General features: G+C 61.3%; 18 protein-coding genes and 1 rRNA gene. 12 read left to right on the top strand and 7 right to left on the bottom strand.

Features of this window, described 5'->3' with window-relative positions; translation table 11 throughout:
- Positions 1-2 precede the first annotated feature (2 nt).
- From rrf to SOP95_RS00025, 5 genes are all read left to right on the top strand, one after another.
- A 5S ribosomal RNA gene (gene rrf, locus SOP95_RS00005) occupies positions 3-118 on the top strand.
- Positions 119-268: 150 nt separating this feature from the next.
- A complete protein-coding gene (gene recC, locus SOP95_RS00010) occupies positions 269-3,721 on the top strand; it encodes an exodeoxyribonuclease V subunit gamma (protein ID WP_323605429.1) in 3,453 nt (1,150 codons plus the stop codon).
- Positions 3,718-7,410 carry an exodeoxyribonuclease V subunit beta gene (gene recB / locus SOP95_RS00015; protein WP_323605430.1) on the top strand — a complete coding sequence of 1,231 codons (3,693 nt, stop codon included), beginning with the start codon at positions 3,718-3,720 and terminating at the stop codon, positions 7,408-7,410. Before recC ends, recB begins: the two co-directional genes overlap by 4 nt.
- Positions 7,407-9,506: an exodeoxyribonuclease V subunit alpha gene (gene recD / locus SOP95_RS00020; protein WP_323605432.1), complete on the top strand. Its 2,100-nt coding sequence runs from the start codon at positions 7,407-7,409 to the stop codon at positions 9,504-9,506. The genes recB and recD overlap by 4 nt, the downstream gene beginning before the upstream one ends.
- A gap of 224 nt (positions 9,507-9,730) precedes the next feature.
- Positions 9,731-10,741, top strand: coding sequence for an acyltransferase family protein (locus SOP95_RS00025; protein WP_323605434.1), 1,011 nt, complete (start codon positions 9,731-9,733; stop codon positions 10,739-10,741).
- 31 nt (positions 10,742-10,772) lie between these two features.
- On the opposite strand, the gene SOP95_RS00030 is transcribed toward SOP95_RS00025, so the two are convergent.
- Complete coding sequence (locus SOP95_RS00030) at positions 10,773-11,720, bottom strand: LysR family transcriptional regulator (protein WP_323605435.1); 948 nt, start codon at positions 11,718-11,720, stop codon at positions 10,773-10,775.
- 150 nt (positions 11,721-11,870) lie between these two features.
- Between SOP95_RS00030 and SOP95_RS00035 the strand changes: the two genes are divergently transcribed.
- Both SOP95_RS00035 and mmsB read left to right on the top strand, forming a co-directional pair.
- Positions 11,871-13,397: a CoA-acylating methylmalonate-semialdehyde dehydrogenase gene (locus tag SOP95_RS00035; RefSeq protein ID WP_274074130.1), complete on the top strand. Its 1,527-nt coding sequence runs from the start codon at positions 11,871-11,873 to the stop codon at positions 13,395-13,397.
- Between the two features lie 10 nt (positions 13,398-13,407).
- On the top strand, positions 13,408-14,295 hold the full coding sequence (mmsB, locus tag SOP95_RS00040) for a 3-hydroxyisobutyrate dehydrogenase (protein ID WP_323605437.1): 888 nt from the start codon (positions 13,408-13,410) through the stop codon (positions 14,293-14,295).
- A gap of 173 nt (positions 14,296-14,468) precedes the next feature.
- Here the strand turns inward: mmsB and SOP95_RS00045 are convergent, their stop codons facing one another.
- Positions 14,469-14,813, bottom strand: a complete 345-nt coding sequence (locus SOP95_RS00045; RefSeq protein ID WP_274074128.1) for a cupin domain-containing protein — start codon at positions 14,811-14,813, stop codon at positions 14,469-14,471.
- Positions 14,814-15,077: 264 nt separating this feature from the next.
- On the opposite strand from SOP95_RS00045, the gene kynB reads away from it, so the two are divergent.
- Positions 15,078-15,743, top strand: a complete 666-nt coding sequence (kynB, locus tag SOP95_RS00050) for an arylformamidase (protein ID WP_323605441.1) — start codon at positions 15,078-15,080, stop codon at positions 15,741-15,743.
- Complete coding sequence (gene kynA / locus SOP95_RS00055) at positions 15,740-16,594, top strand: tryptophan 2,3-dioxygenase (RefSeq protein ID WP_274074126.1); 855 nt, start codon at positions 15,740-15,742, stop codon at positions 16,592-16,594. Before kynB ends, kynA begins: the two co-directional genes overlap by 4 nt.
- A gap of 63 nt (positions 16,595-16,657) precedes the next feature.
- Here kynA and SOP95_RS00060 read toward each other — a convergent pair whose 3' ends face one another.
- The 4 genes from SOP95_RS00060 to antA are packed head-to-tail and all read right to left on the bottom strand — an operon-like array spanning position 16,658 to position 21,025.
- On the bottom strand, positions 16,658-18,061 hold the full coding sequence (locus SOP95_RS00060) for an amino acid permease (RefSeq protein ID WP_323605443.1): 1,404 nt from the start codon (positions 18,059-18,061) through the stop codon (positions 16,658-16,660).
- 43 nt (positions 18,062-18,104) lie between these two features.
- The gene (gene antC, locus SOP95_RS00065) at positions 18,105-19,124 is read right to left on the bottom strand and encodes an anthranilate 1,2-dioxygenase electron transfer component AntC (protein ID WP_323605444.1); all 1,020 of its coding nucleotides are present in this window, start codon (positions 19,122-19,124) and stop codon (positions 18,105-18,107) included.
- 18 nt (positions 19,125-19,142) lie between these two features.
- Positions 19,143-19,634 carry an anthranilate 1,2-dioxygenase small subunit gene (gene antB / locus SOP95_RS00070; RefSeq protein ID WP_323605445.1) on the bottom strand — a complete coding sequence of 164 codons (492 nt, stop codon included), beginning with the start codon at positions 19,632-19,634 and terminating at the stop codon, positions 19,143-19,145.
- Positions 19,634-21,025 (bottom strand): anthranilate 1,2-dioxygenase large subunit, encoded by a 1,392-nt coding sequence (gene antA, locus SOP95_RS00075; RefSeq protein WP_274074122.1) that lies wholly within the window; start codon positions 21,023-21,025, stop codon positions 19,634-19,636. Before antA ends, antB begins: the two co-directional genes overlap by 1 nt.
- Before the next feature lie 377 nt (positions 21,026-21,402).
- Here antA and SOP95_RS00080 point away from each other — a divergent pair, with 377 nt between their 5' ends.
- Positions 21,403-22,416, top strand: a complete 1,014-nt coding sequence (locus SOP95_RS00080) for an AraC family transcriptional regulator (RefSeq protein WP_274074121.1) — start codon at positions 21,403-21,405, stop codon at positions 22,414-22,416.
- A 118-nt stretch (positions 22,417-22,534) separates the two neighbouring features.
- Here the strand turns inward: SOP95_RS00080 and SOP95_RS00085 are convergent, their stop codons facing one another.
- A complete protein-coding gene (locus SOP95_RS00085) occupies positions 22,535-23,008 on the bottom strand; it encodes an Lrp/AsnC family transcriptional regulator (protein ID WP_046820664.1) in 474 nt (157 codons plus the stop codon).
- Positions 23,009-23,184: 176 nt separating this feature from the next.
- On the opposite strand from SOP95_RS00085, the gene kynU reads away from it, so the two are divergent.
- Positions 23,185-24,435 (top strand): kynureninase, encoded by a 1,251-nt coding sequence (kynU, locus tag SOP95_RS00090; RefSeq protein ID WP_323605447.1) that lies wholly within the window; start codon positions 23,185-23,187, stop codon positions 24,433-24,435.
- A gap of 102 nt (positions 24,436-24,537) precedes the next feature.
- Positions 24,538-25,851, top strand: a complete 1,314-nt coding sequence (locus SOP95_RS00095; protein WP_323605448.1) for an OprD family porin — start codon at positions 24,538-24,540, stop codon at positions 25,849-25,851.
- Positions 25,852-25,875: the final 24 nt, after the last annotated feature.

The raw sequence follows: 25,875 nt of genomic DNA on the forward strand, positions 1-25,875 counted from the left end.
TTCTTGACGACCATAGAGCGTTGGAACCACCTGATCCCATCCCGAACTCAGAAGTGAAACGATGCATCGCCGATGGTAGTGTGGGGTTTCCCCATGTGAGAGTAGGTCATCGTCAAGATTAAATTCCGAAACCCCTATCTGCGTATGCAGGTAGGGGTTTTGTTTTTGTGCCCGCTTTTCCTGTAGGAGCAAGCTCGCTCCTACCATGAAGCAAGTCGCCTTCAATGCTAAAGTCCTCCCTCGATTTGCGCTTTCCAAGGAAGCCTTTATGCCGGACGCAACGTCCCTCAGTGCTGGTTTTATGGTGGTTCATGGCAATCGCCTGGACGAGTTACGCAGCCTGGTAGTGAGCTGGATGCGGCGCTACCCGCTGGCTCCCCTGGAAAATGAAATCGCCCTGGTGCAGAGCAACGGCATTGCCCAGTGGCTGAAGCTGGCTCTGGCCGAAGACGCTGAGGATGACGACATGGGCGGCTGCGGGATCGCCGCCGCCATCGACGTGCAATTGCCTGGCAGTTTCATGTGGCAGCTCTATCGGATGGTCCTGGGGCGCGACGACATTCCGGCCAAGTCGCTGCTGGATAAAGCCCCCCTGACCTGGCGCCTGATGCGCCTGCTGCCGCAGGTGATCGATCAGCCGCACTTCGAGCCGCTACAGCGCTTTCTCACCCATGACACCGATTTGCGCAAACGCTATCAATTGGCTGAGCGCCTGGCGGATCTGTTCGACCAGTACCAGGTGTACCGCGCCGATTGGCTCGAAGACTGGGCCGAAGGTCGTCACCAGTTACGCAACGGCAGGGGCGAAGCCAAGCCGCTGACCGCGGCCAATGCCTGGCAGGCGGAGTTGTGGCGTGCACTGTTGCTGGATGTCGGTGAAGCAGGGATGGCGCAAAGCCGGGCCGGCGTGCATCAGCGGTTTATCGAACGCATCAACAGCCTCGACGTGGCTCCTACCGGATTACCGTCACGGGTCATAGTATTCGGCATTTCCTCCCTGCCCGCTCAAGCCCTGGAAGCCCTGGCCGGCCTGGCTAGATTCAGCCAGGTGTTGCTGTGCGTGCACAACCCCTGTCGCCACCATTGGGCGGACATCGTCGCCGACAAGGACCTGCTGCGCCATCAATACAAACGGCAGGCGCGCAAGAGCGGCATGCCCGGCGTGCTCGACCCGCAAACCCTGCATCAACACGCCCATCCGTTACTCGCGGCATGGGGCAAGCAGGGGCGGGACTACATCAACCTGCTCGACAGCTACGACGATCCCAACAGCTATCGTTCGGCGTTTCGTGACGGTCGCATCGACCTGTTCAGTGACAGCCAGCCACTGCACATGCTCAACCAGTTGCAGGACGACATCCTTGAGTTGCGTCCGCTGGGCGAAACCCGCGAATGCTGGCCGGCCGTGGACTTGAAGAAAGACTCGTCGATCCGCTTCCACATTGCTCACAGCGCTCAACGCGAAGTGGAGATCCTGCACGATCAGTTGCTCGCGCGCTTCAGCGCCGATCCGCTATTGCGGCCCCGGGACGTGATTGTCATGGTCCCGGACATCGATGCCTATGCCCCGCACATTCGCGCGGTGTTCGGCCAGCTGGAGCGCCACGATCCGCGCTTCATACCCTTCACCCTCGCCGACCAGGGCCAGCGCGGCCGTGATCCGTTGCTGATCGCGGTCGAGCATCTGCTCAAGCTGCCAGACAGCCGTTTCCCGGTGAGCGAGATTCTCGACCTGCTCGACGTGCCCGCGCTAAGGGAGCGCTTCGGCGTAGAGGAGCGTGACCTGCCAACCCTGCACCGCTGGATCGAAGGGGCAGGCATCCGCTGGGGGATGAATGCCGAGCAGCGTGCCGGCCTGGGCCTGCCTGAGGCACTGGAGCAGAACAGTTGGCGTTTTGGCCTGCGGCGGATGTTGCTCGGCTACGCCGTTGGCAGTTCCGGCGCCTGTGGCGGCATCGAACCCTACGACGAGATCGGTGGTCTGGATGCCGCGCTCATCGGCCCGCTGGTTGCACTGCTGGATGCCTTGGAAATCGCCCACCACGAACTCACTCGACCGGCATCGCCCCAGCAATGGAGCCTGCGTTTACAGGCATTGGTGGCACTGTTCTTCCAGGCCAGCAACGAGCACGACGAGTATTTGCTGACGCAGCTGGAAACCTTGCGCGAAACCTGGCTCGAAAACTGTGAGTCAGTTGGCTTGCACGACGAGCTGACCCTGACTGTCGTCCGTGAAGCCTGGCTCGCCGGTCTCGATCAGGGGCGCTTGTCTCAGCGCTTTCTGGCCGGTGCGGTCAACTTCTGCACCTTGATGCCCATGCGCGCGATCCCGTTCAAGCTGGTGTGCCTGCTGGGGATGAACGATGGCGACTACCCGCGGGCACAGCCGCCGCTGGATTTCGACCTCATGGGCAGCGACTACCGCCCCGGCGATCGCTCACGACGTGAGGATGACCGCTATTTGCTGCTGGAAGCATTGCTGTCGGCGCGCGAGCAGCTCTATGTCAGTTGGGTCGGTCGCAGCATCCGCGATAACAGCGAGCGCCCGGCATCGGTGCTCATCGGCCAGCTTCGGGACCATCTGGCCAGCGGTTGGCGATTGGTCGATGCCGAGGAGGATCTACTCGAAGCCCTGACCCAGGAGCACCCGCTGCAACCCTTCAGCGCCCGTTACTTCCACCAGGGCGATGCCTTGTTCAGCTATGCCAGCGAGTGGCAGGTGCTCCATCAAGCCAGCGGGCAGGCGCCTGTCAGTGAGCTACTGGATGCCCACGTCCAGGAGGAGCCGCTGAGTCTGGGACAACTACAGGATTTCCTGCGCAACCCGGTGCGTCATTTCTTCAGTCAGCGCCTGAAGGTGTTCTTCGAGGCGGCCGAAGTGCCTTTGGCCGATGAAGAGCCCTTTGTCCTCGATGCCTTGCAACGCTATAGCCTGAGCGACAGTTTGCTCGGCGCCGCACTGGCAGACCTGGATAACTCCGAACGGGTGCTGGAGGCGCAGGCCAGTCGCCTGCAAAACAGCGGGCTGCTGCCGATGGCGGGGTTTGGCGAATGCCTGCAACGGGAGTTGATCGAACCCTTGCCGGATCTGCTCGCGCGTTATCAACAGCTTCTGGCCTTATGGCCAACGCCCCTGACCAGCGCCCTGCCAGTCAATTTGCAAGTGGATGGCCTGCGCATCGAGGGTTGGCTCAGTGGCCTGCACCAACGTGCCGACGGCGGCTTGCTTTCGATCACGACGATCCCCAACAGCATCGGTTCGATCAAGTCGCGCAAATGGCATCGGCTGACGCGGCCGTGGGTCAACCACCTGGTGGCGTGCGCCAGCGGCATGGCGATGACCACGGCCCTGGTGGCCAGTGACGACAGCCTGATACTCGAGCCGATTGCCCGGGAGCGTGCTTTGCGAACCCTGGGCGATCTGTTGCAGGCATGGCAAGCGGGCATGCGCCAACCCCTGCCAATCGCGGTCAAGACCGCCTTTGCCTGGCTCGGTCAAACCGACCCGCTCAAAGCCCAGGCCGCCGCGCGCAAGGCCTACGAAGGTGATGGCTTGACCACCGACGGCGAGCGCCGCGAAAGCGTGGCGCTCGCGCGTCAGTTCACCGATTACGACGCCCTGGTCGCCGACGAGACGTTCGCCGATTGGTGTGACGCCCTGTATCGACCGCTGCTTGAGGCCCCTTGGCGTTCAGTGTCCAGCGAGGAGCCCCGCCCATGACCACCCAGACCCCCTTGGCCCTGGCGTTCCCGCTGCGTGGCAGTCAACTGATCGAGGCCAGTGCCGGGACCGGCAAGACCTTCACCATTTCCGCGCTGTACCTGCGCCTGGTCCTTGGCCACGGTGGAGAGCCTTGTGGTTTCGGCCGTGAACTGCTGCCGCCGCAAATCCTCGTGGTGACCTTTACCGATGCCGCCACCAAAGAGCTGCGCGAACGCATTCGCACGCGCCTGGCCGAAGCCGCGCGGTTTTTCCGCGAGGAAACGCCGGCGCCGGACGCGCTGATCAACGAGCTGCGTGAAGAGTACGCACCAGAACAGTGGCCCGGCTGCGCCAATCGCCTGGACATCGCCGCGCAATGGATGGATGAGGCGGCGGTGTCGACCATCCACAGTTGGTGTCAGCGCATGTTGCGCGAGCACGCCTTCGACAGTGGCAGCCTGTTTACCCAGACCCTGGAAACCGACCACAGCGATCTGCTCGGTGAAGTGCTGCGCGATTACTGGCGGCTGTTCTGTTATCCGATGCAGGGCGATGCGTTGAACTGGGTGCGCGGCAATTGGGGCGGACCGGCGGCCTTGTTGCCGCGGATCCGCGGGCTGTTCGCCAGCGCGCGTGACACTCTCGCCGGTGTTGAGCCGGCGCAACTGATCAACGAATGTCTGCAGGAGCGCCGAGTCGCCCTGCTTGAGCTCAAGATGCCGTGGCGCCAGTGGGCCGACGAGCTGCTGGCCCTGTGTCACGAAGGTGTCGCCAGCAAGAGTGTCGACGGGCGCAAGATGCAGGCGCGGTATTTCGAGCCCTGGTTCGAGAAAATCAAAGCCTGGGCCGAAGACGAGGCCCTCGAGCAACTGGACATCGGCACCGGCTTCACCCGCCTGACCCCCGACGGAATGGCAGAAGCCTGGAAGAAGGGCCCCGCGCCGGACCATCCAGGCCTGGACGCCATGCCCGGGCTAAAGGCCTGCCTCGATGGTTTGCCGACACCCGATGCCGCTGTGCTGCAGCACGCTGCCCACTGGGTAGGCGCGCGCTTCGAAGAGGAAAAGCGCCGCCGTGCTGAAATGGGTTTCGACGACATGTTGCTGCGCCTGGACGCGGCGCTGCAAAGCGAGGGCGGCGAGCGCCTGGCGACCTTGATCCGCGAGCAGTTCCCGGTGGCGTTGATCGACGAATTCCAGGACACCGACCCGGTGCAGTACCGGATCTTCGAGAGCATCTACCGCATTGAAGACAACAGCCCCGACAGCGGACTGTTCCTGATCGGCGACCCGAAGCAGGCGATCTACGCCTTCCGCGGCGCCGACATCTACACCTACCTGCGCGCCCGCCAGGCCACCACGGGCCGCCTGCACACCCTGGGCACCAACTTCCGTTCGAGCCATGGCATGGTCAGTGCCGTGAACCATGTATTCGACTGTGCCGAGTCCCGCGAGTCGGGGCGTGGGGCCTTTCTGTTCCGGGAAAAAAATGGCGACAACCCGGTGCCGTTCCTGCCCGTCGAGTCCCAGGGGCGCAAGGAAGTCCTGCGCATCAATCAGCGGGCAGTGCCGGCGTTGAACATCTGGCACCTGGCGGCCGAGCAGCCGATGTCCGGCGCGGTCTATCGGCAACAACTGGCCGCCGCCTGTGCCAGTGAAATCACTGCCTTGCTCAATGGCGGGCAACAAGGCCTGGCGGGGTTCGTGCGTGACGACCAGGTGCTCAAAGGCCTGATGCCGGCGGACATTGCCATCCTTGTGCGTGACGGCAAGGAGGCCCAGGCGGTGCGTGCCGAGCTCTCTGCCCGCGGCGTGCGCAGCGTTTATCTGTCGGACAAGGACTCGGTGTTCGCCGCGCAGGAAGCCCACGATGTACTCACCTGGCTCAAGGCCTGCGCCGAGCCGGACGTCGAGCGGCCGCTGCGGGCGGCATTGGCCAGCATCACGCTGAACCTGTCATTGTCCGAACTGGAGCAGTTGAACCAGGACGAACTGGCCTGGGAATCCCGGGTCATGCAGTTCCGCCGTTATCGCGAGCTGTGGCGCAAGCAGGGCGTGTTGCCGATGCTGCGACGCTTGCTGCATGACTTCAAGCTGCCCCAGGCATTGATGGCGCGCAGCGATGGTGAGCGAGTGCTGACCAACCTGTTGCACCTGTCCGAGTTGCTGCAACAGGCAGCCGCCGAACTGGACGGCGAGCAGGCCTTGATCCGGCATTTGTCCGAGCACCTGGCGTTGTCGGGCCAGGCCGGTGAAGAGCAGATCCTGCGCCTGGAAAGCGACGAGCAACTGGTCAAGGTCGTGACCATCCACAAGTCCAAGGGGCTTGAGTACCCGTTGGTATTCCTGCCGTTCATTTGCTCGGCGAAACCGGTGGATGGCAGCCGCCTGCCATTGCATTACCACGACGCCACGGGCAAGGCCCAGGTAACCCTGAGCCCCACGCCCGAACTGATTGCCCAGGCCGATGACGAGCGTCTGGCCGAAGACCTGCGCCTGCTGTACGTGGCCCTGACCCGGGCGCAACACGCCTGCTGGTTGGGCGTGGCGGATCTCAAGCGCGGCAACAACAACAGCTCGGTGCTGCACCTGTCGGCGCTGGGGTATCTGTTGGGCGGCGGTGCCTGCCTGAACGAGTCGGTGGGTTTGCAGGCCTGGTTACGGGACCTGCAACAGGGCTGTCCGGCGATCGGCTACGGCGAAATGCCCGAGGCCACCCTCGAGTCTTACCATCCCCCGCAGAACACCGCGGCGTTGCTGGCGCCGTTGACGGTGCAACGCAAGGCCAGTGAAAACTGGTGGATTGCCTCCTACAGCGCCTTGCGTATTGGCGACAGCCTGAGCATCGGCAGTGATCAGGCGCCGGAAAGTCCGCAGGCACAGAAACTCTTCGACGACGAACGTCTCGACCCACACGCCCCCCGCGAGATGGTGGCTGGCGGTGCCGATATCCATCGATTCCCCCGTGGCCCGAACCCGGGCACCTTTCTCCATGGCTTGCTCGAATGGGCCGGTGGCGAAGGGTTTGCCGCCACCCCGCAGGCGGTGGAGGATGCGATTGGCCGGCGCTGCAATTGCCGAGGCTGGGAAGGCTGGATCACCACGCTGAGTGAATGGTTGCAGCACCTGCTCAAGTCGCCGTTGCCTGTGGCTAGCGACCAGGCACCGGTGATTTTCGCGCAGTTGACCCAGTACCAGGTCGAGATGGAATTCTGGTTCGCCAGCCACAAGGTCGATGTGCTCAAGCTCGATGCCCTGGTGTGCCAATACACCCACAACGGTGTGCCGCGGGTGGCCGCGGAACCTGTCTTGCTCAATGGCATGTTCAAGGGCTTCATCGACCTGACGTTCGAGCATGATGGCCGCTACTACGTCGCCGACTACAAATCCAACTGGCTCGGAGTTGACGACGCGGCCTATACCGAACAGGCCATGGAGCAGTCGATCCTCGACAACCGCTACGACCTGCAATACGTGCTGTACCTGCTGGCCCTGCATCGCCAGCTCAAGGCGCGGCTGGCCGATTACGATTACGACCGGCATGTCGGCGGTGCGCTGTACCTGTTCCTGCGGGGCACGCGTGCGCCGAGCCAGGGCGTGTATTTCGCCCGTCCGCCCCGGGCGCTGATCGAGCAACTGGACCGCCTGTTCCAAGGCAAACCGCAGCCCAGGGTCGAACCCGCCTGGGAACAGGGAGTACTGCTATGAACCGTACCTTCGCCGATGTGCTGGCGACGCCGCTGACTGCCGAGAGCCTGGCGCAACTCAGCCCATTGAGTCGTGCCGAAGACCTGTTGCTGCTGCTCTCGCGCTGGGTCGAGCGTGGCTGGTTGCGCGCACTGGACAAGGCCTTCGTCGGCTTTCTTCACGAGCTGGCACCGGCCGATGACCCGCTGGTGCTGCTGGCGGCGGCATTGACCAGTCACCAGTTGGGGCACGGGCATGTCTGCCTGGACCTGTTCGAGACCCTCAAGGAGCCGGACTTCGCCCTGTCGCTGCCTCCGGAAGGCGACCTGCAAGGTGGCGCGATGTTGCTGCCGTCGCAGCTGCTGGAAACCCTGGATGGCGCCCATTGGTGCAAGGTGCTGGCATCCAGCAGCCTGGTTGCCCTGGCCGCGGACGAGCGCGACAACGTGCAGCAGCGGCCCCTGGTGTTGGCCGGCAAGCGCCTGTACCTGCGGCGCTACTGGGCCTACGAGCGCCGCATCGACGATGCGTTGCGTGAGCGTCTGGCGGGGCAGGAAGACGCCCCCCAGAATCTGTTGCAACGCCTGACCGGTCTGTTTGGCCCGGCCAGGTCCGGTGAGGTCATCGACTGGCAGAAACTGGCCTGCGCCCTCGCCACTCGCAGCGCGTTCAGTATCGTCACCGGCGGTCCGGGCACCGGCAAGACCACCACGGTGGTGCGCTTGCTCGCGTTGCTCCAGGCGCCGGCGGTAGAGGCGGGCAAGCCGCTGCGCATTCGCCTGGCCGCGCCAACCGGCAAGGCCGCGGCGCGGCTGACCGAATCCATCAGTGCGCAAGTGCGGACGCTGAAAGTCACGGAAGCCATCCGCGAAAAAATCCCCTCCGATGTCACCACCGTGCACCGCCTGCTCGGCAGCCGCCCGGGGACCCGACATTTCCGTCACCACGCCGGCAATCACTTGCCGCTGGATGTGCTGGTGGTGGACGAAGCGTCGATGATCGACCTGGAAATGATGGCCAACCTGCTCGATGCGCTGCCGGCCCATGCCCGCCTGGTGCTGCTGGGTGACAAGGACCAGTTGGCATCGGTGGAGGCCGGTGCCGTGCTGGGCGACCTGTGTCGCGACGCCGAGGCGGGTTGGTACAGCCCGCAGACTCGCCAATGGCTGCAGGCCGTCAGTGGCGAGAGCCTCGAAGCGAGTGGGTTGCAGGAAGACACCCAGGGTTCCCATCCGCTCGCCCAGCAAGTGGTGATGTTGCGCCACTCGCGGCGCTTCGGCGAAGGCAGCGGCATTGGTCAGCTGGCCCGTTGGGTCAACCAGCAACAGCCCGCCCAAGCCCGAAAATTGCTGGCGGCGCGCAGCCACGACGATGTGTTCTGCCTGTCGCTCAAAAATGAACAGGATCGGGCGCTGGAGCGCCTGTTGCTCGAAGGTCATGGTGAGGGGCCGCAAGGATACCGGTATTACTTGAGCCTGCTGCGCAATCAGCGCCCACCGCTCGATTGTCCCTTGGAGGATGGGCGCTGGATTGATTGGGCGCGGCAGGTCCTGCAGGCGTTCGACGCGTTCCAGTTGTTATGCGCCGTGCGCAAAGGGCCGTGGGGCGTGGAAGGCCTGAACCAGCGGGTGACCGACGCCTTGCTCAAGGCGCGGCTGATCGACAGCGACCAGCAGTGGTACGAAGGCCGGCCGGTGCTGATGACCCGCAACGATTACGGCCTGGGCCTGATGAATGGCGACATCGGCATCGCCCTCAAGCTTCCCGAACGCGAGGGCCCCGAGGCCGGGAAGCTTGTGCTGCGGGTCGCGTTCCCGAGGAACGACGGCCAGGGCGGCGTGCGATTTGTACTGCCCAGTCGTCTCAATGATGTCGAAACCGTGTACGCCATGACCGTGCACAAATCCCAGGGCTCGGAATTCGCCCACACCGCCTTGATCCTGCCCGATGCCCTGAACCCGGTGCTCACCAAGGAGCTGATCTACACCGGCATCACCCGGGCCAAGGACTGGTTCACCTTGATCGAACCTCGGGCCGGCGTCTTCGAAGAGGCGGTGCGACGCCGGGTCAAACGCTTGAGTGGGTTGATGCTGGAGCTCAAGGAGGGGATCGACTGATAGCGCTCGCAGCGCATCTGCCAAAAAGTGGACGATTCACTTCACGCCATGAAAGTACCGTCAAAAAAACAGTGATTTAACCAATTGCTCGCGACAAAATTTTATCATGGTGTGAAGTGTAAAGTGCAAAAGCTGACCTAGACTACAGGCTTGAATGGTCTGGCTTCATGAGATTTTCAGCGCTGCGACTATTGGGTTTTCATATCCAAAGAGCGAATGCCAATATGAGTGATGGTTCCGTAGCACACTCTCGATTAAATGTACTTGATGGATGGCGCGGCATAAGTATATTGCTTGTCCTGGCGTGTCACCTGCTACCACTCGGCCCAAAGATCCTGCAATTGAATTCCGCTGCAGGTGTTATGGGCATGGCTATATTTTTTACCCTGTCGGGTTTCCTGATAACAAGTTTCCTGCTCAAGAACGACAGCGTCATTGATTTCTTGATTCGCAGGTTCTTTCGGATTGTGCCTCTTGCCTGGTTGTACATGGCAATTGTCTTGCCGATCATGAGCAGCCCTCCGGATTACTACCTCGCAAACTTTCTGTTCTATGCCAACTGGCCGCCCATGTGGCTTGGCAATGTAAACGGGCATCTATGGAGTTTGTGCATGGAGGTCCAGTTTTATGTTGCCATCGCTTTGCTGGTCGTCATGATGCGGAAAAAGTGGATGGTGATGATTCCTGTATTCGCCATCGCCGTCACGACCTACCGAGTCATGAACGATGCCCATGTCGTGATCAACACCTATTACCGCATTGATGAAATACTTTCTGGCTGTTTACTTGCACTGATATACCACAAAAGAGTGGGCGGCACCTTTGTGAAACTTCCGCAACCAATATGGGTTGTGCAAATAGTTTTGTTCCTCCTTTTTGTTGTTTCCAGTCATCCTGACGGCGGCTTCATGAACTACCTGCGCCCCTATATTGCCGCCGCCATGGTGGGGAGCACGTTAGTCAATGGCCAGACACGCATTGTTGCCCAGGTTCTGAATAATCGCGTTCTGTTTTATATCGCCACCATTTCCTACGCGCTCTACGTTGTTCATCCACTGCTGGCACATACCTGGCTGGGTAGCGGAGATACCGTCATAAAATATTTGAAGCGTCCGTTGTTGTTCGCCGCCATTTTCATGACCGCGCATATCTCGACTTTCTATTATGAAAAGTGGTGGATTGCTTTTGGTAAGACACTGTCCAGGAAAGTCGCTGGCCAACCCGTTCCAACTTGAAGGTTGGCGCTACCTGATTCCTTGAAGAAGCTCAGTCGGCAAACAGCATTTGCCGACTGTCCCCCATCAACAGCGCCTGGTTCTGCTCGGTCACCGTGCGGATGTAATCCCACAGCAGTGTGATCCGCTTGAGCTTGCGCAGGTCCTCGCGGCAGTACATCCAGAATTGTCGGGTGATGTTGATCTCCTGCGGCAACACCGCCAGCAACCGTGGGTCCTGGGCGGCGAGGAAGCACGGCAGGATGGCCAGTGATCGCCCTTGCTGCGCCGCCACGAACTGCGCGATCACGCTGGTGCTGCGCAGATTGGCGCTGGCGCCGGGGAGCACGTTGGCCAGGTACAGCAGCTCGGAGCTGAACGCCAGGTCGTCGACATAACTGATGAACGAATGTTTGCCCAGGTCGGCCGGGCGGCGGATGGCCGGGTGTTTGTCGAGGTATTCCTGGGTCGCGTACAGCTGCAGGCGGTAGTCGGTCAGTTTGCAGCATACGTAAGGCCCGTGTTCGGGGCGTTCCAGGGCGATGACGATGTCGGCCTCGCGCTTGGACAGGCTGATGAAGTGCGGCAGCGGCAGGATATCCACCGAGATCGCCGGATAGGCGTCGACGAAATGACTCAGTTGCGGAGTGATGAAAAAGCTGCCGAACCCCTCGGTGCAGCCCATGCGCACGTGGCCGGACAACGCCACCCCGGACCCCGACACCTGTTCGCAGGCCATGTGCAGCGTGCTTTCGATCGACTCGGCGTACCCAAGCAAACGCTGGCCTTCGGCGGTCAGGACAAAACCGCTGGTCCGGGATTTCTCGAACAGCAAGGTGCCCAGCGAAGCTTCCAGTGAACTGATGCGCCGCGACACGGTGGTGTAGTCGACGGCCAGGCGCTTGGCCGCGGTGCTGGCCTTGCGGGTGCGGGCGACTTCGAGGAAAAACTTGAGGTCATCCCAGTTCAGCGAGCCTAGAGAGGTGATGTTTTTTTGCATGTTGGACCGGCTTTTATGTGCGTTCTTATTAGAAGTTTGCACATCTATACTCCAAAAACAGTCCGATCACCAATTCGCGGCATACGCCTCATCTCAAGGCGACTTTCTCGCCTTGGCTCCCAAGATAAAAACAAGCATCCGGAGACCCACATGAACGCTTCGCTCACGCCCAACGAAACTACCGTACAAAAGGTCAAGCTGTTGATTGACGGCGAGTGGGTCGAATCCCAGACCACCGAATGGCACGACATCATCAACCCGGCCACCCAACAGGTGCTGGCCAAGGTGCCGTTTGCCACCGCTCAAGAAGTCGACGCGGCCATCAGTGCAGCCCATCGCGCCTTCCAGACCTGGAAGCTGACGCCGATCGGCGCGCGGATGCGCATCATGCTCAAGCTCCAGGCGTTGATCCGTGAACACTCCAAGCGCATCGCCGTGGTCCTGAGCGCCGAGCAGGGCAAAACCATTGCCGACGCTGAGGGCGACATTTTCCGTGGCCTGGAAGTGGTCGAGCACGCCTGCTCCATCGGCAGCCTGCAAATGGGCGAATTCGCTGAAAACGTCGCAGGCGGTGTCGATACCTACACCCTGCGCCAGCCGATCGGCGTGTGCGCCGGCATTACCCCGTTCAACTTCCCGGCGATGATTCCGCTGTGGATGTTCCCGATGGCCATCGCCTGCGGCAACACCTTCGTGCTCAAACCGTCCGAGCAGGACCCGATGTCGACCATGCTGCTGGTGGAGCTGGCCATCGAGGCCGGCGTTCCGGCCGGCGTGCTCAACGTCGTGCACGGTGGCAAGGACGTGGTGGATGCGCTCTGCACCCACAAGGACATCAAGGCCGTTTCCTTCGTCGGTTCGACGGCGGTCGGCACCCACGTCTACGACCTGGCCGGCAAGCACGGCAAACGCGTGCAATCGATGATGGGCGCGAAGAACCACGCCGTGGTGCTGCCCGATGCCAATCGCGAACAGGCGCTGAATGCCCTGGTGGGCGCCGGTTTTGGCGCAGCCGGTCAACGCTGCATGGCCACCTCGGTGGTCGTGCTGGTGGGCGCGGCCAAGCAATGGCTGCCTGACCTGAAGGCGCTGGCGCAGAAACTGACGGTGAATGCCGGCAGCGAGCCGGGCACCGACGTCGGCCCGGTGATCTCCAAAAAAGCCAAACAGCGAATTCTTGATCTGATCGAAAGCGGCATCAAGGAAGGCGCGAAACTCGAGCTCGATGGTCGCGAAATCACGGTTCCCGGTTACGAGAAGGGCAACTTTGTCGGCCCGACCCTGTTCTCCGGCGTGACCACCGACATGCAGATCTACACCCAGGAAATCTTCGGTCCGGTGCTGGTGGTGCTGGAAGTGAATACCCTCGACGAGGCCATCGCCCTGGTCAACGCCAACCCGTTCGGCAACGGCACCGGCCTGTTCACCCAATCCGGTGCGGCGGCGCGCAAGTTCCAGAACGAAATCGACGTCGGCCAGGTCGGCATCAACATCCCGATTCCGGTGCCGGTGCCGTTCTTCAGCTTCACCGGTTCCCGTGGTTCCAAGCTCGGCGACCTCGGCCCGTATGGCAAGCAAGTGGTGCAGTTCTACACTCAGACCAAGACCGTCACCAGCCGCTGGTTCGATGACGACAGCGTCAACGACGGTGTGAACACCACCATCAACTTGCGTTAAGGAGCCGGACATGAACATCGCTTTTATCGGTCTCGGCAACATGGGCGCGCCGATGGCGCGCAACCTGATCAAGGCCGGCCATGCACTGCGCCTGGTCGACCTGAACAAAACCGTGCTGGCGGAGCTTGAGCAACTGGGCGGCAGCATCAGCGCTTCGGCACGTGAGGCGGCAGAAGGCGCGGAACTGGTGATCACCATGCTGCCGGCTGCCGTGCATGTGCGCAGCGTCTGGCTGGGCGAAGACGGTGTGCTCGCCGGTATCGGCAAGGGTGTGCCAGCCGTGGATTGCAGCACCATCGATCCGCAGACCGCCCGTGACGTGGCCGCCGCCGCTGCCAAACAGGGCGTGGCCATGGCCGATGCGCCGGTTTCCGGTGGCACCGGTGGCGCCGCGGCAGGGACCTTGACCTTCATGGTCGGCGCGACCCCGGAACTGTTCGCGACCCTGCAACCGGTGCTCGCGCAGATGGGCCGTAACATCGTTCATTGCGGCGAAGTCGGCACCGGTCAAATCGCCAAGATCTGCAACAACCTGCTGCTGGGCATTTCCATGGTCGGGGTCAGCGAAGCCATGGCGTTGGGTGATGCGTTGGGTATCGACACCAAGGTGCTGGCGGGCATCATCAACAGCTCCACCGGGCGTTGCTGGAGTTCGGAGATGTACAACCCGTGGCCGGGCATCGTCGAAACGGCCCCGGCCTCGCGCGGCTATACCGGGGGCTTTGGCGCCGAGCTGATGCTCAAGGACCTGGGGCTGGCCACTGAAGCAGCGCGTTCGGCGCACCAGCCGGTGGTAATGGGCGCGGTGGCGCAACAGTTGTATCAGGCGATGAGTTTGCGTGGGGAAGGTGGCAGTGACTTCTCGGCGATCATCAACAGCTATCGCAAGCCGCAATAATCATGCTGAAAACCTGTAGGAGCGAGCTTGCTCGCGATGGTCGTCAACGATAACGCTGGAAGCCTGGCACCCCGCGGTGCTCTCAGGTTTTTCGCGAGCAAGCTCGCTCCTACAGAGAAGCGCATCGACATTTACCGGGAAATCACATTGCGTGATCTCCCGGTTTTTTTGCATCAGGCAAACACGAAATACTTGCGCACGGTTTCCACCACTTCCCAAGTGCCTTTCATCCCCGGCTCAACGACAAAAATGTCACCGGCGCGCAGGTGGATCGGCTCTTTTCCCTCAGGGGTGATGATGCAGTAGCCCTCGCGGAAATCGCAGTATTCCCACTTCACGTATTCCACGTACCACTTGCCCGGCGTGCAGATCCAGGTGCCCATGATCTTGCTGCCGTCTTCGCTGGTGTAGGCGTTGAGGTTGACGGTGTGCGGGTCGCCTTCGAGTTTTTCCCATTTGCAGGCATCGAGTACGGGCAGCGGGTGGGTGTCGCGAAGAACGGTGATCGGTGCGGTCATGATGACTCCGGCGTTGGGGAGAACTGAAGTCGCACCCTATAGGGCCTGCCCGGGCGCCAGTTGTCTGTGCTCGACATCGAGGTATCCAGAAACGCAGCGGCTCGACGCCTGCCAGCGACTGTGGCGCCATTGAAATTTCCACGCCATAAACCGCCGATATCTGGCAGTTTGTGCGAAAGCCCCAGGCTTTTTCGAAGTTTTTTGCAAGAACATGCACAGGTATCGCTCGTATCATTCACTTCGGAAAAGGCCGAGAGCTGTGTTATGAAAAAAACAATGTCGTGGTGGGACATCAGCCCGCCCTTGAGCACCGCAACACCGACCTGGCCGGGCGATACGCCGTTTCAGGAAGAGCGCGTCTGGACCCTGGGGCCTGAATGCCCGGTGAATGTCGGGCGCATCACGTTGTCGCCGCACACCGGCGCCCATGTCGACGCGCCGCTGCACTACAGCAAGGACGGCGCGGCCATCGGCGATGTGCCGCTCGACGTCTATATCGGGCCTTGCCGGGTGCTGCATTGCCTGGGCAGCGACGCGCTGGTGCGACCCGGGCAACTGCAAGGTCGCTTGGCCAACCTGCCCGAACGCGTGCTGCTGCGTACTTATCAACAGGCGCCGCAGACCACCTGGGACCCCGAATTCACCGCGGTCAGCAAAGACACCGTCGACCTGCTCGCCAGTCTCGGCGTGCGCCTGATCGGTATCGACACGCCGTCGCTGGACCCGCAGCAATCCAAGACCATGGACGCGCACAACGCCGTGGCGCGTCACGGCATGGCCATTCTCGAAGGCATCGTGCTCGATGACGTCCCGGAAGGGGACTACGAGTTGATCGCGCTGCCACTGCGATTTGCCAACCTCGACGCCAGCCCGGTCAGGGCGATCTTGCGTCCACTGAATTCATCGCTACATCAGGAGCCTGTTCAATGAGCCAATGTCCGTATTCGCCTGCCAATCAGACAGCGGAGTGGCATAACGCCGAGCTGAATTTTTCCGACTCCATGAGCTACGGCGACTACCTGGACCTGGGGCGTATTCTCAGTGCCCAGCACCCGTTGTCGCCGGACCATAACGAGATGCTGTTCATCATCCAGCATCAGACCTCCGAGCTGTGGATGAAGCTGATGCTGCACGAGCTCAAGGCCGCCCGCGAACACGTTCGGCTGGGTGAGCTGGCGCCGGCCTTCAAGATGCTGGCGCGGGTCTCGCGGATCTTTGATCAGTTGGTACATGCGTGGACGGTGCTGGCTACCATGACGCCTACCGAGTACCACTCCATCAGGCCTTTCCTGGGGCAATCGTCGGGCTTCCAGTCGTTCCAGTACCGTGAAATCGAGTTCATCCTCGGTAACAAGAGCGCGACGCTGTTGCGCCCCCACGCCCATCGGCCGGAGCTGTTGCAGGAGCTGGAAAAAGCCATCGCCACCCCTTCGCTGTATGACGAAGCCATTCGCTTGATGGCCAACGCCGGGCTGGCGATCGACCCGCAGCGTTTCGAGCGTGACCCGAGCGCCCCGACGCAGCATGACGCCTCGGTCGAAGCGGCCTGGCGGGTGGTCTACAAGGATCCGACGCGTTATTGGGACCTCTATCAACTGGCCGAGAAATTCATCGACCTCGAAGATTCGTTCCGCCAGTGGCGCTTCCGCCATGTCACCACGGTCGAGCGGATCATCGGCTTCCAGCCTGGCACGGGTGGCACTGAAGGAGTGGGTTACCTGCGCAAGATGCTCGATACCGTGCTGTTCCCGGAATTGTGGCGGGTGCGTTCGACCCTTTGACCTGACAGGCATTAAAAAGCCCCGGCATTCATTGAATGCCGGGGCTTTTTGCTGCGCGCTAAATTATTGAGCGACTGGCAAACTGCGATCGCGCGCCACGCGCACCCGGTAGAACAGGTAGATGATCGCCACCCACACCGGGATGGCGATGACCGACGCGCGGATGCCCGGAATCATCCACATCACGCAGATGATCATGGCCATGAAGGCCAGGCACAGGTAGTTGCTGTAGGGAAACCAGAACGACTTGAAGCCGGGCACTATGCCTTGCTGGCCCATGATCTTGCGAAATTTCAGGTGGGTCAGGCTGATCAGCGTCCAGTTGATCATCAACGAGGCGACCACCAGGGCGAACAGCAACTCCAGCGCTTCATGGGGCGCCAGGTAGTTGACCAGCACCGACAGCATCGTGATCAGTGCCGAGATGCCCAGCGCCCGCAGAGGCACGCCCTGTTTGTTCAGTTTCATCAGTGATTTGGGTGCGTCGCCCTGTTCGGCCAGGCCGTAGAGCATGCGGCTGTTGCAGTAGACGCCGCTGTTGTAGACCGAGAGTGCCGCGGTGAGCACCACGAAGTTGAGGATGTGCGCGGCGGTGTCGCTGCCGATCAGCGAGAAGATCTGTACGAACGGGCTGCCGCTGTAGGCATCGCCGGACGCGCCGAGGGTCTGCAGCAGTTGATCCCAAGGGTACAGCGACAGCAGCACGGTGAGGGCGCCGACGTAGAAGATCAGCACGCGATAAACCACCTGGTTGATCGCCTTGGGGATCACCTTCCTCGGTTCGCTGGCTTCAGCGGCCGTGATGCCAACCAGTTCCAGGCCACCGAAGGAGAACATGATGAACGCCATCGACATCAGCAAGCCGGTGGTGCCGTTGGGGAAGAAACCGCCGTGGCTCCACAGGTTGCTGACCGACGCCTGCGGGCCGCCAGTGCCGCTGAACAGCATGTAGCAGCCCAGGACGATCATGCCGATGATCGCCACGACCTTGATGATCGCGAACCAGAACTCCATCTCGCCGAAGACTTTGACGTTCATCGTGTTGATCAGGTTGACCAGGACGAAGAACACCGCGGCGCTGACCCAGGTCGGGATCTCCGGCCACCAGAACTGCACGTACTTGCCCACGGCCGTGAGCTCGGCCATGCCCACCAGCACGTACAGCACCCAGTAGTTCCAGCCGGACAGGAAGCCGGCATAACCGCTCCAGTACTTGTGGGCGAAATGACTGAAGGAACCGGCCACCGGCTCCTCGACGATCATCTCGCCCAGCTGGCGCATGATCAGGAAAGCGATGAACCCGGCAATCGCATAACCGAGGATCATCGACGGCCCGGCCGACTTGAGCACACCCGCCGAGCCCAGGAACAGCCCGGTGCCAATCGCCCCGCCCAGGGCGATCAATTGAATGTGCCGGTTCTTCAACCCCCGCTTGAGCGAGCCCTGTTGCAAGATTTCATCCGCCATCTCGTTCCCTTCTGGTTATTGTTGTCAGGCCTGATTTGAAAGATCAGATATTACTCTCGGTGAACTTTTCGTAATACAGGTGAACGCTGTCCAGCGCCTGGCTTTGTAACCAGTCCTTGATCGACTCGACCATCGGCGGTGGGCCGCAGACGTACATGTCGACCGGCGCGTCGCGCAATTCACTGAGGTCGAAATGCTCGGCAATGTAGCCGCGCTTGCCCGTCCACTGAGGCGATGGATCGCTGACCACTTCGGTGTAGCGAAACCCCGGAAGGCGCTCGGCATAGGCCTCGATCCGTGCGCGTTCGCACAGGTCGGCAGCGTCGCGCACGCCGTAGTACAGATGCACCGGCTGCACGCAACCGCGTTCGGCGAGGTCGTCGAGCATGCCCAGCAGCGCCGACAGCCCGGTGCCACCCGCCACCAGGGTCAGCGGTTTGGCCACCTGCCGCAGATAGAACGCGCCCAGCGGTGCCTCGAGCATGATTTCGTCGCCCACCTGGCAGCGTTCACGGATGTAGTTGCTCATCACCCCGTCGGGCAACAGGCGAATCAAAAATTGCAGTTGATTGTGCTCGCTCGGCCGATTGGCAAACGAGTAGGAACGCTTGCTCTCGGTGCCCGGAATCGACAACCGGGCGTATTGCCCCGGGAGAAAATCCAGCGGGGTTGTCGTATCCAGGGCCAGGTGCAGGATCGCGGTGCTGGCAGAAATCTGCCTGACGTCGGTCACCGTTGCGCTGAGTTGATCTGGACCCGAGGCGTTGCACAGGGTGGAGGCGAAGTCGAAATAGAACGCCGCGTCGGATTTGACCCGCGTCTGGCAGGTGAGCATCTTGCGCTGTTGCAGGTCCAGGCTCGAGAGCGCTTCCTCGTCCACGTAATCCTGGCTGTAGTCGCCGGATTCACAGCGCCCCTGGCAGGTGCCGCAGACGCCTTCGCGGCAATCCAGGGGAATGTTGATGCCGTTGCGCAGGGCGGCGTCGAGCAGGATCTCGTTGGGTTGTACGGGAAAGAACAGGGTTTTGCCGTCGGCAAAGCTGAACGCTACTTTGTGATTCATGCCTCGGTCTCCAGGGATTCAGAGGTGGTAGAAGTCGAGTACCGAGTTGATGGTGTCGTTGAGCAGCAGCACATGCTTGCGGCTGATCAGCCAGCTGTCGGCGTGGGGCTTGAGCCGGTAGGTGGCGCGGCCATAGAACTGCTCCGACGTGGCCAGGCGATAGAACAGCGTGTGCCAGTTCAGGCGCACCTCCAGTTCACCGCCCTCGAGTTCGTCGATGCGCACGTTGTTGATCAGATGCAGGGTGCGCGGCATCGGTGTCGAGGATGCGGACTTGCCGGTGCGCAGGCGGAACACGCGATCTTCCAGGCCGGAACGGTTGGGGTAGTAGATCAGCGACATTTCGCGCTTGGGGTCGCGGGTGTAGACGTGTTCCGAATCCCATTGCGGCAGGTGGAATTCACTCTGCTCGGCGAACAGCTGGAGGTAGGCGTCCCAGTCCTGGGCGTCGCACAGTTCGGATTTGCGGTAGAAAAACTGTTCGATCTGGTACTGCAATTGCGCATTCATCATTGCACCTCACGGAGTTTCAGGGATTTCGCGTCCAGGCCATCGAGCAGGAATTTCTGCCAGTTGCTGTGCTGGTTGACGTAGAGCCCTTCGTGGGTGAATTCGGTGCCGGTCATGGCCGGGGCGATGCCGATCGCCTCGCTGTTGGGCGTGGCGCCGGTGGCCCAGCGATGACTGCCACGGGAAATGTCGCTCCAGCGCTCCAGGCGTGCCTGGAAACCGCGCTGGGCTTCACGGAATTCCACCAGGTCGTCCGGCGTGCCGAGGCCCGACACGTTGAAGAAGTCCTCGAACTGGCGAATGCGGTTTTCGCGGTCGGCATCCGACTCGTTTTTCACCCCGATGCACTGGCTGATGATCTCGGTCTTGTTCCAGGCCACCGGGCGGATGATGCGCAGTTGCGAGCTGATCTGATCGAGGAAAAACAGGCTCGGGTAGACATTCAGGTTACGCAGGCGATGCATCATCCATTCGGCCTTTTCCTGGCCATGTTCTTCGACCAGGCGCGGCATGATGGTGGCGTAGCCCGAGCGTACCGTCGGGTTCGGCATGTCGCTGAACAACACGCTGTGGCCGTTGTTGAATGCGAACCAGCCGTCATCGGTATTGGCATCGCCCGCACCGAGCTTGCTGTAGTCCAGGGTGCTGCCGTTGCCGCTGCCGTTCTCGCTGTTGACCTGCTGGCGATGCTGCACCGTGGCAACGTAGTTATAGTGCACGGTGCTCACGTGATAGCCGTCGAGGCCGTTTTCGTTCTGCAGTTTCCAGTTACCGTCGTAGGTGTAGGCCGACTTGCCGGGCAGCACTTCCAGCTCACCGGTGGGTGACTGGGCGACCATCATGTCGAAGAACACCCTGGCGTCGCCGAGGAAGTCTTCCAGGCTGTTGTCGGCGTGAACATCGAGGCTGATGAACACGAAACCCTTGTAGCTCTCGATGCGCGCCTTTTTCAGGCCACGGGTGGCCTTGTCGAAGCCTTCCGGATACTCGCCAGGCGCCTTGACCTTCACCAGGCGCCCGTCGCTCTTGTAGCACCAGGCATGGAACGGGCAGGTGAAGGTCGACTGGTTACCCTTGCCGACCCGGGTCAGGGTCGTGCCGCGATGCTGGCAGGCGTTGATCAGGGCGTTGAGCTGCCCGTTGCCGTCGCGGGTAATGATCATCGGCTGGCGGCCGGCGCGCATCGTGACGAAATCGTGGTTATTGGCCAGCTCGCTTTCGTGGCAGGCGTAGATCCAGTTCTTCTCGAAGATCAGTTCCATTTCCAGATCGAACAACTGCGGCTCGGTGAAAATGTCCCGGGCGATGCGGAACACGCCTTCTGCCGGACGGAAGTCCAGGCAACCCTGGATAAACGCTTTCCACTGCTCGACGTTTTTTTCGCCACTCATGGGTGTGCACCTGTTTTTTATTGGGGCTAATCGGTGTGCGCATTAGAGGGAACGGGGCGGGTGGGGGTCTATCCGGTTTGTCGGCGAAGGCAGTCCGTATAATTTGTGGGGTAACACGCGCGGGGTATCAAGCTGTGCAGCGACTACCCAAACCGCGCGCCAAACGATGAACGGCTGCCCCTGTCTGCAGCAATCAGGTACTGTTTTGCACAACCTCGAGTGCCTGTTGGGGAGCGATCACCGGCTGCGTTATCCGCCTAGTCGAGGATTGCTATCCACTAAGTTGGCACCGGGGTTTTGTGGCTTGGAACTTGCCTTCTCCACGCCTGAGACGCGCCGTCAGAGCGCGCTGAAAAATAGCCCGTGGGTGCACCGTGATGAACAGCAAAAACGATCCGCAGTGTCGCGACATTCGTGTCGACAGCGATGATCTCGAGGCCGCGAGAAACTGGATGTCCGGTATTTGCGGGCCACATCGACTCGTGAGCACGACGCCCGAGCGGATCCGCTTCCACCACAGCGCCAACATGTTCAAGTCGATGGCCACGACCCTGGGCACCATCGAATACGGTACCGATGTCACCATCGATATCGAAGACGCCGAGCACTTCAGCAGTTACAGCCTGAGCCTGCCCCTGGTGGGCGAGCAGGAGTTGAGCAAGAACGGCAGCGTGGTGAAGTCCGACCGCGACCAGGGTGTGATCATTTCGCCGAATGAAAACCAGCTGCTGGCGATCTCCGGCGATTGCCGCAAGGTCCAGGTGGTGATCACCCGCGTTGCCATGAGTGAATCCCTGCAGGGCTTGCTGCAGCGACCGCTGGATGAACCCTTGCGCTTCGAACCGGTGATGGATGCGGTCGACGGCGCGTCGGCTTCGTGGTGGCGCATGGCGCGCTATTTCATCGCCGAGCTGGAGCGCAGCAGCGAACTCTACGAGCAGGTGGCCTTTACCCGGGACATTGAGAGCTCGCTGATCAAAGGCCTGATCCTCGCCCAGCCGAACAACTACTCGGAAGAGTTGCGCGAGGTGCTGGGCGTGAAGTTGCCGCACTACCTGATCCGGGCGCGGCAATACATTCACGACAATGCTCGCGAGGCCCTGCACCTGGAGGACATCGAGCTCGCCGCCGGGGTTTCGCGCTTCAAGCTGTTCGAGGCGTTCAAGAAGTACTTCGCGCTGTCGCCGATGGTCTACCTGAAGAAATACCGGCTGAACGGCGTGCGCCAGGAGATTCTCGAGCACGGCTCGGCGCGCAATATTTCCGCGATCGCCATGGGCTGGGGGTTCACCCACCTGGGGCGTTTTTCCGCCGAGTACCGCAAGCTGTTCGACGAATCCCCGAGCATGACCTTGCAGCGCAATGAAGCCCGGCGCATGCGCGGTTTCTGAGCGAACCCTGTGGGAGCGGGCTTGCTCGCGAATGCGGTGGTCCAGTGAACATTGGTCAACTGACACTCCCTCTTCGCGAGCAAGCCCGCCCCCACAGGTTTAGCAGTGCGTTGCTCCCTTACTTGCGCACCACCAGGTCCAGCAACGCTTCGCGCTCCTTGATTTTCTGCAGGACGATTTCCGAGCGGATATCGGTGACCCCCGCGGTGCGGTTCAAGTGGTTGACGATGAAATCGGAGAAGTGCTTGAGGTTGCGCGCCTGGACCCGCAGCACATAGTTGCTCGCGCCCGTGATCACGTACGCGGTGACCACTTCCGGCCACGACTGGACCTTCTTGATAAAGGTCTCGTGCCAGTCCTCGACGTCCTGTCGCAACGACACATGGACGATGGCTTCCAGTTCGATCCCCAGCCGCTCGGCATTCAGCACGGCGCGATAACCGCTGATGACTCCCTCGCTTTCCAGCAGGCGCAACCGGCGCAGGCAGGCCGACGGCGACAGGGCGACTTTCTCTGCCAGTTCCTGGTTGCTGATACGGCCATCCTGTTGCAGTTGATGGAGGATTCGCAGGTCTGTCGAGTCGAGATTCATGGCTGGTGTAAATCCGCGTTTATAGGAGTTGTATTCGAATTTTATGCGAAACAACTACCCTATGGCCGCTTACTTTGCACGAAAATTCTGCAAAGCATCGTTCATTATCTCTCCACAGAAAAGGGCCAGACAACGCCCGGAAAAACGCGACGACCTTCAAAAGAACAGGACACCCGATGACAACAAGAAACGATTGCCTGACGCTCGATGCCCAGGACACTCTCGCGCCGCTTCGCCAGCAGTTTGCGCTACCCGACGGTGTGATTTATCTCGACGGCAATTCCCTGGGCGCACGGCCGGTCGCGGCATTGGCGCGGGCTCAGGAGGTGATTGCCCAGGAGTGGGGCAATGGCCTGATCCGCAGCTGGAACAGTGCCGGTTGGCGCGACCTTTCCGAGCATCTGGGCAACCGATTGGCCGGGCTGATCGGCGCCGGTGACGGTGAAGTGGTGGTGACCGACACAACCTCGATCAACCTGTTCAAGGTGCTCAGCGCCGCGCTGCGTGTGCAGGCCACAAGGTCGCCGACGCGGCGGGTGATTGTCACCGAAAGCAGTAACTTCCCCACCGACCTGTACATCGCCGAAGGCCTGGCCGACATGCTGCAGCAGGGTTACACCCTGCGCCTGGTCGACAGCCCTGAAGAGCTGCCGCAAGCGATCGACCAGGATACGGCGGTGGTGATGCTCACCCACGTCAATTACAAGACCGGCTACATGCACGACATGCAGGCCCTGACCACGCTGGCCCACGAGTGTGGGGCGCTGGCCATCTGGGACCTGGCGCATTCCGCCGGCGCCGTACCGGTCGACCTGCATCAGGCGGGCGCCGACTACGCCATCGGCTGCACCTACAAGTACCTCAATGGCGGTCCGGGTTCGCAAGCGTTTGTCTGGGTCAATCCACAGTTGTGCGATCTGGTGGCGCAGCCGCTGTCGGGTTGGTTCGGTCATTCGCGGCAGTTCGCCATGGAGTCGCGCTACGAGCCGAGCAGCGGCATCGCCCGCTACCTGTGCGGCACCCAGCCGATCACTTCGTTGGCGATGGTCGAGTGCGGCCTGGACGTGTTCGCCCAGACCGACATGGCCAGCCTGCGTCGCAAATCCCTGGCCCTGACGGACCTGTTCATCGAACTGGTCGAGCAGCGTTGCGCCGCTCATGAGCTGACCCTGATCACGCCCCGTGATCACGCCAAGCGCGGCAGTCACGTCAGCTTCGAACACCCTGAAGGTTATGCGGTGATCCAGGCCCTGATCGAGCGGGGCGTCATTGGTGATTACCGCGAGCCGCGCATCATGCGCTTCGGTTTCACCCCGCTGTACACGACCTTCACCGAGGTCTGGGACGCGGTGCAGATCCTCGGCGAAATTCTCGATCAAAAAACCTGGGCACAAGCGCAATTCCAGGTTCGCCACAGCGTCACCTGATACCGCCGATATTCACCCCTGTTGCCGGGTTTCCTGGCAGCAGGGCTTCGGTCGTCCTCGATAAACAGTTCTGTGCAATCACAATAACAAGGAACACGCAGAATGAGACTCTCCCCCTGGCCCGCCTTGTCGCTCGCCATCGGCAGTTGCCTCGGGCAAATGGCCTACGCCGCCGCCGACAATGGATTCGTCGAAGACAGCAGCCTGACCCTGACCAACCGTAACTTCTATTTCTACCGCAACAACCTCAACAACCCAGGCGGGCAGAATTACCGGGATGAATGGGCCCACGGGATCATGCTCGATTACCGCTCCGGCTACACCCAGGGCACGGTGGGGTTCGGGGTCGATGCCTACGCGCAACTGGGCATCAAGCTCGACAGTGGCAAGGGACGCACGGGCACGGGTTTGCTGCCGGTCGATTCCAATGGCCATCCCGAGGATGAGTACTCCGAAGCGGGTGGCGCGGTGAAGGCGCGGATATCCCGCACCGAACTCAAGTACGGCAACCTGACACCGTTCAACCCGGTGTTCGGCACCGGCAATGCGCGACTGTTCACCAGCGTGGCCACCGGCTTCCAGCTGACCAGCAATGAGCTCAAGGCCCTGCAACTGGACATCGGTCATTTCACCGCCGGCAACGACAGCAATTCGACCAACGCCGATGGCGCGCTGAAAGCGCTGTACGCTGGCGTGGAAACCCGCAGCGTCGATTATCTGGGCGGCAGCTACGCCCTGAGCGATCAACTGAGCGTCAGCCTGTACGGTTCGCAATTCACCGACATCTGGCGGCAGTACTACGCCAACGGCAACTACACCTTTGCCCTGGGTGAAGGCCAGTCGCTGAACCTGGATTTCAATATTTATCGCACCAACGACGACGGCCAGAGCCTGGCCGGCAGGATCGACAACACCACCTGGTCGCTGGCCAGCGGGTACAAGTTCGGCGCCCATCGATTGACCCTGGCGTATCAACAGGTCGATGGCAATGAGCCGTTCGATTACCTGGGTTTCGACCAGCAGCCGGGCACTTCGATTTTCCTCTCCAACTCGGTGCAGGTGCTCGATTTCAACGCCCCCAACGAACGCTCATGGCAACTGCGTTATGACCTGGACATGGCGCCGTTTGGCGTGCCTGGCCTGAGCTTCATGTCGCGTTACGTCAGTGGCGATCATATCGACGACAGCCATTACGACGGTGGCCCCAACGGCGCTTATGGACGCTACGGCGATGACGGCAAGCGCTGGGAGCGCGACATCGAAGCGCGCTACGTCGTGCAGTCGGGCAAGGCCAGGGACCTGTCGCTGCGGGTGCGCCAGGCCAGTGTGCGCTCGACTGCGCAAGTGGCGAGGGCCGATACCACGGACAACAACGAAGTGCGCATCATCATCGAATATCCACTGAGTATTTTCTGATCCCTGTCCTGCTGTGCGTGGCTG

The organism is Pseudomonas sp. YuFO8 (assembly GCF_035065025.1).
In the GTDB taxonomy this organism is placed as follows: Bacteria; Pseudomonadota; Gammaproteobacteria; order Pseudomonadales; family Pseudomonadaceae; genus Aquipseudomonas; species Aquipseudomonas putida_AE.

Excerpts from the sequence above, each read along its gene's own strand:
- recC (WP_323605429.1), top strand. The coding sequence starts at position 269 with ATGCCGGACGCAACGTCCCTCAGTGCTGGTTTTATGGTGGTTCATGGC.
- recB (WP_323605430.1), top strand. The coding sequence starts at position 3,718 with ATGACCACCCAGACCCCCTTGGCCCTGGCGTTCCCGCTGCGTGGCAGT.
- recD (WP_323605432.1), top strand. The coding sequence starts at position 7,407 with ATGAACCGTACCTTCGCCGATGTGCTGGCGACGCCGCTGACTGCCGAG.
- SOP95_RS00025 (WP_323605434.1), top strand. The coding sequence starts at position 9,731 with ATGAGTGATGGTTCCGTAGCACACTCTCGATTAAATGTACTTGATGGA.
- SOP95_RS00030 (WP_323605435.1), bottom strand. The coding sequence starts at position 11,720 with ATGCAAAAAAACATCACCTCTCTAGGCTCGCTGAACTGGGATGACCTC.
- SOP95_RS00035 (WP_274074130.1), top strand. The coding sequence starts at position 11,871 with ATGAACGCTTCGCTCACGCCCAACGAAACTACCGTACAAAAGGTCAAG.
- mmsB (WP_323605437.1), top strand. The coding sequence starts at position 13,408 with ATGAACATCGCTTTTATCGGTCTCGGCAACATGGGCGCGCCGATGGCG.
- SOP95_RS00045 (WP_274074128.1), bottom strand. The coding sequence starts at position 14,813 with ATGACCGCACCGATCACCGTTCTTCGCGACACCCACCCGCTGCCCGTA.
- kynB (WP_323605441.1), top strand. The coding sequence starts at position 15,078 with ATGAAAAAAACAATGTCGTGGTGGGACATCAGCCCGCCCTTGAGCACC.
- kynA (WP_274074126.1), top strand. The coding sequence starts at position 15,740 with ATGAGCCAATGTCCGTATTCGCCTGCCAATCAGACAGCGGAGTGGCAT.
- SOP95_RS00060 (WP_323605443.1), bottom strand. The coding sequence starts at position 18,061 with ATGGCGGATGAAATCTTGCAACAGGGCTCGCTCAAGCGGGGGTTGAAG.
- antC (WP_323605444.1), bottom strand. The coding sequence starts at position 19,124 with ATGAATCACAAAGTAGCGTTCAGCTTTGCCGACGGCAAAACCCTGTTC.
- antB (WP_323605445.1), bottom strand. The coding sequence starts at position 19,634 with ATGAATGCGCAATTGCAGTACCAGATCGAACAGTTTTTCTACCGCAAA.
- antA (WP_274074122.1), bottom strand. The coding sequence starts at position 21,025 with ATGAGTGGCGAAAAAAACGTCGAGCAGTGGAAAGCGTTTATCCAGGGT.
- SOP95_RS00080 (WP_274074121.1), top strand. The coding sequence starts at position 21,403 with ATGAACAGCAAAAACGATCCGCAGTGTCGCGACATTCGTGTCGACAGC.
- SOP95_RS00085 (WP_046820664.1), bottom strand. The coding sequence starts at position 23,008 with ATGAATCTCGACTCGACAGACCTGCGAATCCTCCATCAACTGCAACAG.
- kynU (WP_323605447.1), top strand. The coding sequence starts at position 23,185 with ATGACAACAAGAAACGATTGCCTGACGCTCGATGCCCAGGACACTCTC.
- SOP95_RS00095 (WP_323605448.1), top strand. The coding sequence starts at position 24,538 with ATGAGACTCTCCCCCTGGCCCGCCTTGTCGCTCGCCATCGGCAGTTGC.